The following is a 6,610-nucleotide window of genomic DNA, read 5'->3' as shown; positions in this document are numbered from 1 at the left end:
AGATGTGTATAAGAGACAGTCCTGTAGCTGCCAAACGCAGCCTCGTCCCTCGGCAGCTGCTACGGGAGTTTTTGTTACGCCACGTCAACCCAGCTGTAAATCGGCGAATCAGCACCGCTAACCACTTTCACCTCAGCACAATGGCGCAGGCGCACCAACAAGCGTTTGCCTGCGCCCGTGCTGCCGGTCAGCGCTTCAAGCTGCCCCAGCAATTCAGGCCCGCTGATCTGTCCAGCCTTGCGCAGCAAATCCTTGGTGGCTTCCCACACGGCATCATCCTGATTCGCAGGTTTTGCGGGCGGCTGGCTGATCGGTGCCTCACTGACGTGCAGTTGCGCGCCCAGCTTTATCCAGTCGCTCTCATCCAGCTCCACGGTCAAATCCACCGGCCAGTCGCCTATCGTTCCGCGAATGCGCACCATCGTCGTGCTCCTCAATTTTCTTGCAGCCATGCTCCCACGCGCCTTGCGTAACGCCAAGCACACGGGCAAACTCTCGCAACAGTTGTTATAAGATCACATAACAATATTTTCACATTTCTGCTGGAGTGCTCCCATGCGCCGTTTGCTTCTTGCTTTGCCGTTTGCCTTGTTGCCGCTGGCGATGGCTCACGCCGCCGACGATCATGATCACGACCATGAACACAGCAGCCTGGCGCCCCATGAACATGGCGTAGGCAGCTTGAATGTCGCGCTCGACGGCCAGACCCTGGAACTGGACCTGGATGGCCCGTCGATGAACCTGGTGGGCTTTGAACACGTTGCTACCACTGATGCTGACAAGGCCAAAGTCAGCTCGGTACGCAAACAACTGGAAGACCCACTGGTGCTGTTCAGCATCCCCAAGGCCGCCGGTTGCACAGCTGAAGCGCAGGAACTGAAAAGCCCGCTGTTCGAACCGGCGCCGGAAGAAGGCAGCGCCAAGGGCGAGCACCATCACAGCGATATCGAAGCCCACTATGCGTTTACCTGCAGCACGCCGGACGCTTTGAAAGCGCTGGATCTGGCGCAGTTTTTCAAGACATTCCCCGGCACCCATAAATTCAAGGTACAACTGATCGGCCCGAGCGGTCAGCAAGCCGTGGAAGTGACAGCCAAGGCACCTGTGCTGAAGTTTTAAACAGCTCCCACAGAAAGACTTCCACCAACTCCCAGGCGATCTCCTCCCCCAATGACCCAAGCACTTATCGAACTGAGCGACCTGAGTTTCCGCTGGCCGGGGCACCCCGTGCTACTGGATATTCCGGCGTTTCGCCTGCAAGCAGGTGAAACCCTGTTCCTCAAAGGCCCCAGTGGCAGTGGCAAAACCACTTTGCTGGGGTTGCTTGGCGGCGTGCAAAAAGCCAACAGCGGCAGCATCCGCTTGCTCGGCCAGGAGCTGGGAGAGCTGGGTTCCGGGGCCCGTGACCGTTTTCGGGTTGACCACACGGGCTATATCTTCCAGCAATTCAATTTGCTGCCATTTTTGTCGGTTCGCGAGAACGTCGAGCTGCCTTGCCACTTTTCCAAACTGCGTGCCAGCCGCGCCGTGCAACGCCACGGCAGTGTGGATAACGCCGCGCAAACCCTGCTGGCCCATCTGGGCCTTAAAGATCCGGCCCTGCTGGAGCGACGTGCAGACTCGTTATCCATCGGCCAGCAGCAGCGTGTTGCCGCCGCCCGCGCACTGATCGGTCAGCCCGAACTGGTGATTGCCGACGAGCCCACATCAGCGCTGGACGCGGACGCTCGCGAAGCCTTTATCCAGCTGCTGTTTGCCGAATGCCGTGAAGCGGGTGCCAGCCTGTTGTTTGTCAGCCACGATCAAAGCCTGGCCCCTCTGTTCGACCGTAACCTGTCGTTGTCTGAACTCAATCGCGCCGCCCTGTCGGTAGAGGTCTGAGATGTATCTGTTTCGTCTAGCGTTGGCCAGCCTGGCCAACCGCCGCTTTACCGCACTGCTGACCGCCTTCGCCATTGCCCTGTCGGTGTGCCTGCTGCTGGCCGTGGAGCGGGTCCGCACCGAAGCCCGCGCCAGCTTCGCCAGTACCATCAGTGGCACCGACCTGATCGTGGGTGCTCGCTCGGGCTCGGTCAATCTGCTGCTGTATTCGGTGTTCCGCATCGGCAATGCCACCAACAATATTCGTTGGGACAGCTTTGAACATTTCGCCAACAACCCGAAAGTGAAATGGGCCATCCCCATGTCCCTGGGCGACTCGCACCGCGGCTATCGGGTGATGGGCACCAGCGAGGCGTACTTCGAGCACTACCAGTACGGCCACAAGCAAAACCTGAAACTGGCCAGCGGCCGTCCTTTTGCCAGCGATCCGTTCGAAGTGGTACTGGGTGCCGAAGTCGCCGATGCCCTGCATTACAAACTGGGCGACAAACTGGTGCTGGCTCATGGCGTGGCGGCGATCAGCCTGGTCAAGCACGACGACAAACCGTTCACCGTGGTTGGCATTCTCGCGCGCACCGGTACCCCGGTGGACCGCACGCTGCATATCAGCCTGGGCGGTATGGAAGCAATCCATATCGACTGGCATAACGGCGTGCCCGCCCACGGTGCCGGGCGTATCAGCGCTGACCAGGCCCGCAATATGGACCTAACCCCCCAGGCCATCACTGCGTTCATGCTGGGCCTGAACAGCAAAATTTCGACTTTTGCCCTGCAACGGGAGATCAACGATTTTCGCGGTGAGCCGATGATGGCGATTTTGCCCGGCGTAGCCCTGCAGGAACTCTGGAGCTTGATGAGTACTGCTGAAAAAGCGTTGTTTGTGGTGTCGCTGTTTGTGGTACTGACCGGACTGATCGGCATGCTCACCGCAATCTTGACCAGCCTCAATGAGCGGCGCCGCGAGATGGCGATCTTGCGCTCTGTGGGCGCCCGCCCTTGGCATATCGCCACGTTACTGGTGTTCGAAGCACTGGCTCTGGCACTCGCCGGAGTGATCGCCGGTGTCGGTCTGTTGTATGTGTGCATTGCCGTCGCGCAAGGCTATGTGCAATCGAACTACGGGTTGTATTTGCCACTGGCGTGGCCAAGTGAATATGAATGGACGCTGCTCGGCGGTATTCTGGCAGCGGCCCTGTTGATGGGCTGCGTGCCTGCCTGGCGCGCCTACCGGCAATCGCTGGCAGATGGTCTGTCCATTCGTTTATGAGCTTACATTTATGAAAAGGTCTGCAATGTCTCGCGTGCTGCTGGCACTGTTACTGCTGGTTGCGACGCCGCTGTGGGCGGCCGAACCGAAAGAGCTGACCTGGTCGGAAATGATCCCGGCGGATGCGCCGCCTGAAGCACCGGACATGACGCCCCTGCATGACCTCTCGCAGATGGGCAATATGGAAGCCGCCCCGGCAGCCAGGCAGGACTTGCCCAATGCGCCGGTGGTCCCGGCGCTGGATGGTCAGTTGATTCGCCTGCCGGGGTATATCGTGCCCCTTGAAGTCAGCGAAGACGGGCGCACCACGGACTTTTTGCTGGTGCCGTACTTCGGTGCCTGCATCCATGTACCGCCACCGCCGTCGAACCAGATCGTGCACGTGACCAGCAAGGAAGGGGTCAAACTCGACGAGTTGTACCAGCCGTACTGGATCGTGGGCGCGCTGCAGGTCAAGGCCAGCACTAGCGAACTGGCGGATGCGGGGTATCAGATGGATGCGCAGCGGATCGTGGTGTATGAATTGCCGGAGTAACCCCAAAGGCTCCTCACCCTAGCCCTCTCCCAGTGGGAGAAGGCACTGAAAGCAAAAGCAGGTTTGCGCAACGCCACCCATCAGCTCCCTCTCCCTCCGGGAGAGGGTTGGGGTGAGGGGCTCTAGGCAATTAACGAATTTTTCACAACTTCACGCTTTCATTGAGCTGGGTCAACTGAACAGGCCTGGGCGCTCATTACCATTGGTTATATAAATTTTAAATATCCAAATGGAGCTCCCATGCACAAGTCTTTGCTCAGCGCAGCCGCCCTTGCGCTCGCCGTCGTCGCCCCTCTTGCCCACGCGCACACGGAAGGCGACATCATCGTGCGTGCCGGTGCTATCACGGTAAACCCGAAAGCCGACAGCTCCAGCGTCAAGGTTGATCAAGGCCCGTTGGCAGGTGCTGATCTGGGTGGCAAGGCGACCATGAGCAGCGACACGCAACTGGGTCTGAACTTCGCTTACATGATCACCGACCATGTGGGTATCGAATTGCTGGCAGCCACACCGTTTGAGCATGACGTGAAACTCAAGGGTACTGGCCTGGCAGCCGCCAACGGCAAACTGGGTAGCCTCAAACACTTGCCGCCAACCCTGAGCGTTGTGTACTACCCACTGGATACCAAATCGGCATTCCAGCCTTACGTTGGTGCCGGCATCAACTACACCTGGATCTACGACGAACACGTCGGCAGCCGTGCCAGCGCCGAAGGGTTCGACAACTTCAAGGCAAAAAACTCCTGGGGCATGGCCTGGCAGCTGGGTGCTGACTACATGCTGACCGACAACATCATGATCAACGCCCAGGCGCGTTATATCGATATCGACACCCGCGCCACTGTGGAAAACAACGCCGTGGCACCAGGCACTCGTGCCAAGGTCAACGTAGACGTGGACCCATGGGTTTACATGGTTGGCCTGGGCTACAAATTCTAAGTCCGGCAATCATAAAAAAGGCGCCTTCGAAAGGCGCCTTTTTTGTGGGCGGGTGGTTCTTAGCGGCCTAGCAGGCGTGCCAGCCCGACACTCATTGGTGTGGTTTCACCGAGGGTGAAGCGTTGCAACAAACGGCTATTGTCAGCACGGGAATGGCGGATATCACCCGAGCGGGCCGGACCGTGGCTGATCGGTGGCAACTCGCCGACCACTTCGCTCAACGCTGCCAGCATTTGATTGAGTGTAGTGGCCTTGTTCAAGCCTACGTTCACGGCACCCGCTTCAGCGTTCTCGGTTTCGACGGCTTGCACCAGAATCTTGACCAGATCACCCACATACACGAAGTCGCGCGTTTGTTCGCCATCGCCAAAGATGGTGATCGGCAGGCCCTTTTCAGCACGCTCACTGAAAATGCTGATCACGCCCGAATAAGGCGAGGATGGGTCCTGGCGCGGGCCAAAGATATTGAAGAAGCGAAAGATCACCGGCTCCAGACCGTGCTGGCGACGATAGAAATCCAGGTAGTACTCGCTGGACAACTTGTCGGCGGCATAAGGTGTCAATGGCGCTTTAGGCGTGTCTTCGACAATCGACTCGCCTTCGCCGTTATTGCCGTAGACCGCAGCACTGGAGGCGAAAACAACGCGCTTGATCCCTGTTTCGCGCATGGCTTCGCACACATTCAGGGTGCCGATGAAGTTGCTTTGGTGAGTACGCACCGGGTCGTCTACCGAGGCTTGTACCGAAGCAACCGCCGCCAGGTGAACCACTGCGCTGCAACCAGCCATGACTTTGGCAACCAGTGCGGCATCGGCCACGTCACCTTCAATCAGCTCGACCCGCGAGTTGGCCATTGGCAAGTTGCTGCGTTTGCCTGTGGACATGTCATCGAGAATTCTTACGGAGTAGCCCTTGGCCAACAAGGCGTCTACCAGGTTGGAGCCAATAAAACCGGCACCACCGGTGATTAAAACGGGAGCATCAACCATGACGATAAAACCTGTCCAGTAAAGTGGGGAGCGCCGCACGCCAGGCGCGAGGTTTGATCCCGAAGGTGTGTAGAATTTTTTTGCACGCCAGCACCGCGTGCTGGGGTTCTTCTGCCGCGTCGGGCCGCGCGGCGTGCGCCTGGGGTGTCGGCGCTTCGATTGCCAGTTCGTGCAGGTTACGGGCCTCGGCCAGGATCGCCTGCCCCAGCGCCAGCGGCGTTGTCGCTTCGTGCCCGGCGTAGTGGTAAGTGCCCCACAGCGGCGCCGCGCAATCGAGCTGCTTGAGTACCGAGATAATCACCCGCGCAGCATCATCCACCGGCGTCGGGTTGCCCCGTCGATCATCGGCCATCAACAACTCACCCGGTTTTTCGGCCTGGGCCAGAAACCGCCCGAGGGTGCCATCCGGGCTGTCATCGAGCAACCAGCCAAAACGCAGCAGCACATGTTGCGGGCAAATGGCCCGCACACTTTGTTCGATACGCCACAGTGCCTGACCGCGCAACCCGAGCGGGACGGGTTCGTCTTTTTCGCTATAGGCCGTCGCACGCGAGCCATCGAAAACCCGATAGCTGGAAGGTTGCAACAAGGTGATGCTGTGGTGCTGGCACAGCTCGGCCAGACGCTCGACAGCGCGCTCCTGGGCGGCAAGACGCGACTCGCTTACTGTCTGCGCCTGAAACCAGTCGAAGTAGTACGCAAGGTTGATGACAGCATCCGGGCGGGTGTCATCGAGCAGTTGCGTGAGGCTCGCGGCGTCCCAACCGTCTTGCGGCGGGCGCGGGGCTAGGAAATTGATGTCTTCCTCGGCACCCAGACGAATCAGCGCCTGCCCGAGGGCATTTCCGCCGCCCAATAACATAAGGCGCATTCGCATAAAGTATGCAGGCTCAGTCTATTTAGAACGGTGATGTATACCAGAAAACCAGCCGTGAAAGCTGCTGACCCTAATCAAGATAGCCGCATTTTGCGGGTTTCTTGCCCACCCGTCACTGACAA

At 58.9% G+C, this 6,610-nt stretch carries 8 protein-coding genes; 5 read left to right on the top strand and 3 right to left on the bottom strand.

Annotated features, from left to right (window positions below):
• Positions 1 to 74: 74 nt before the first annotated feature.
• Positions 75 to 422: a hypothetical protein gene (locus QN377_RS10505; RefSeq protein WP_094999471.1), complete on the bottom strand. Its 348-nt coding sequence runs from the start codon at positions 420 to 422 to the stop codon at positions 75 to 77.
• A gap of 133 nt (positions 423 to 555) precedes the next feature.
• Between QN377_RS10505 and QN377_RS10500 the strand changes: the two genes are divergently transcribed.
• The 5 genes from QN377_RS10500 to QN377_RS10480 all read left to right on the top strand — a co-directional run bounded on the left by QN377_RS10500 (position 556) and on the right by QN377_RS10480 (position 4,622).
• Complete coding sequence (locus tag QN377_RS10500) at positions 556 to 1,119, top strand: DUF2796 domain-containing protein (protein WP_095019067.1); 564 nt, start codon at positions 556 to 558, stop codon at positions 1,117 to 1,119.
• Between the two features lie 51 nt (positions 1,120 to 1,170).
• Positions 1,171 to 1,881, top strand: coding sequence for an ABC transporter ATP-binding protein (locus QN377_RS10495; RefSeq protein ID WP_095019068.1), 711 nt, complete (start codon positions 1,171 to 1,173; stop codon positions 1,879 to 1,881).
• Between the two features lies 1 nt (position 1,882).
• Positions 1,883 to 3,148 (top strand): ABC transporter permease, encoded by a 1,266-nt coding sequence (locus tag QN377_RS10490; protein ID WP_095019069.1) that lies wholly within the window; start codon positions 1,883 to 1,885, stop codon positions 3,146 to 3,148.
• A 25-nt stretch (positions 3,149 to 3,173) separates the two neighbouring features.
• The gene (locus tag QN377_RS10485; protein ID WP_370688634.1) at positions 3,174 to 3,683 is read left to right on the top strand and encodes a DUF3299 domain-containing protein; all 510 of its coding nucleotides are present in this window, start codon (positions 3,174 to 3,176) and stop codon (positions 3,681 to 3,683) included.
• Between the two features lie 240 nt (positions 3,684 to 3,923).
• Positions 3,924 to 4,622 carry an OmpW/AlkL family protein gene (locus QN377_RS10480; RefSeq protein ID WP_094999476.1) on the top strand — a complete coding sequence of 233 codons (699 nt, stop codon included), beginning with the start codon at positions 3,924 to 3,926 and terminating at the stop codon, positions 4,620 to 4,622.
• Positions 4,623 to 4,681: 59 nt separating this feature from the next.
• On the opposite strand, the gene QN377_RS10475 is transcribed toward QN377_RS10480, so the two are convergent.
• Together QN377_RS10475 and QN377_RS10470 are read right to left on the bottom strand one after the other, a co-directional pair.
• Entirely contained in the window at positions 4,682 to 5,611 is a 930-nt protein-coding gene (locus QN377_RS10475; RefSeq protein WP_094999477.1) for an NAD-dependent epimerase/dehydratase family protein, read from the bottom strand.
• Positions 5,604 to 6,488 (bottom strand): sugar nucleotide-binding protein, encoded by an 885-nt coding sequence (locus QN377_RS10470; protein WP_094999478.1) that lies wholly within the window; start codon positions 6,486 to 6,488, stop codon positions 5,604 to 5,606. The genes QN377_RS10475 and QN377_RS10470 overlap by 8 nt, the downstream gene beginning before the upstream one ends.
• Between the last annotated feature and the right edge of the window lie 122 nt (positions 6,489 to 6,610).

Origin of the sequence: Pseudomonas sp. CCC4.1, assembly GCF_035019225.1 — a bacterium.
Taxonomy (GTDB): Bacteria; Pseudomonadota; Gammaproteobacteria; order Pseudomonadales; family Pseudomonadaceae; genus Aquipseudomonas; species Aquipseudomonas bubulae.
The sequence above is the reverse complement of the archived record's forward strand: the minus strand, read 5'-3'. Positions and strand labels throughout refer to the sequence as shown.